The 948-nt window shown below is 60.4% G+C and carries 1 protein-coding gene; it reads left to right on the top strand.

Going from position 1 to position 948, the window contains the following annotated elements; translation table 11 throughout:
- The first annotated feature begins 99 nt into the window (after positions 1–99).
- Positions 100–546: a single-stranded DNA-binding protein gene (gene ssb / locus GSQ83_RS12485; protein WP_158803227.1), complete on the top strand. Its 447-nt coding sequence runs from the start codon at positions 100–102 to the stop codon at positions 544–546.
- Positions 547–948: the final 402 nt, after the last annotated feature.

Raw genomic sequence — 948 nt, 5'->3', positions numbered from 1 at the left:
GTCCGTCTCTTCCGGCCGGTTCCCAGGGGCCGCACACGAAGGGACGCCGACGGCATAAGCCAGACGCCTTCTCTTGGTTGTAAAATGTGAGAAAATGACATGGCTTCCGTCAACAAGGTGATCCTGATCGGCAATCTCGGTAAGGATCCTGAAGTCCGCAGCAGTCGAACCGGCGACAAGATTGTCACCTTCAACCTCGCCACGAGCGAGAGTTGGAATGACAAGGCGTCCGGCGAGCGTAAGGAGCGCACCGAGTGGCATCGCGTCGTCGTGTTCAACAGCCAGATCGCGGAGGTCGCTGAACGCTTCCTGAAAAGGGGTGCGAAGGTCTACGTCGAGGGCCAGCTTCAGACGCGGAAATGGGTCGACCAATGCGGCGTTGAACGCTACTCCACCGAGGTCGTGCTCGCTCGCTTCAAAGGCGAGATGACGATGCTTTCGAGCACGAATGGTGGCCATCGCCAAACCGCCACGGCGGATGAAAGCATGGGCGATGGAGACCTGCCGCACACAGGCCGTGATTTGGACGACGAAGTTCCATTCTAGGGCTGCGCTCGCCAACGACCCGCGCTCCACGTGCGGGTCGTCAACCGTTCATCCCAATGTGGAGGATTCGGGTGAACCGCGCGACGGTCAATCGGAATGGGAGCCTCGCGAGCGTCGGCGCTTGTTGACCTCGCCTTCAGATACAGCTGTCTATCTCCTGTTGCCCCCGGTTGCTGGCGGCGTTTGGCATGAACAAAGCAGTTAATTCCGCGCAGTGTGATCGTCCTGAGATCGTGGCTTCAGGACGCGGCCCTAAAGCCCCGGCCCCAACCTGTTCCGGCGACATCCAGGATGTGTCGGCCCGTTCACGTCGCGCGACTCAACCGTCTAAGGCCGCGGCCGATACCCTCTTCGGTGCTTGGATCGTGCAATTCGGGCCAGAGCATTGAGAGCAGCTCCCGG

The sequence above is a fragment of the Acidisoma sp. L85 genome (genome assembly GCF_009765865.1).
Taxonomy (GTDB): domain Bacteria; phylum Pseudomonadota; class Alphaproteobacteria; order Acetobacterales; family Acetobacteraceae; genus Acidisoma.
The sequence above is the reverse complement of the archived record's forward strand: the minus strand, read 5'-3'. Positions and strand labels throughout refer to the sequence as shown.

Excerpts from the sequence above, each read along its gene's own strand:
- ssb (WP_158803227.1), top strand. The coding sequence starts at position 100 with ATGGCTTCCGTCAACAAGGTGATCCTGATCGGCAATCTCGGTAAGGAT.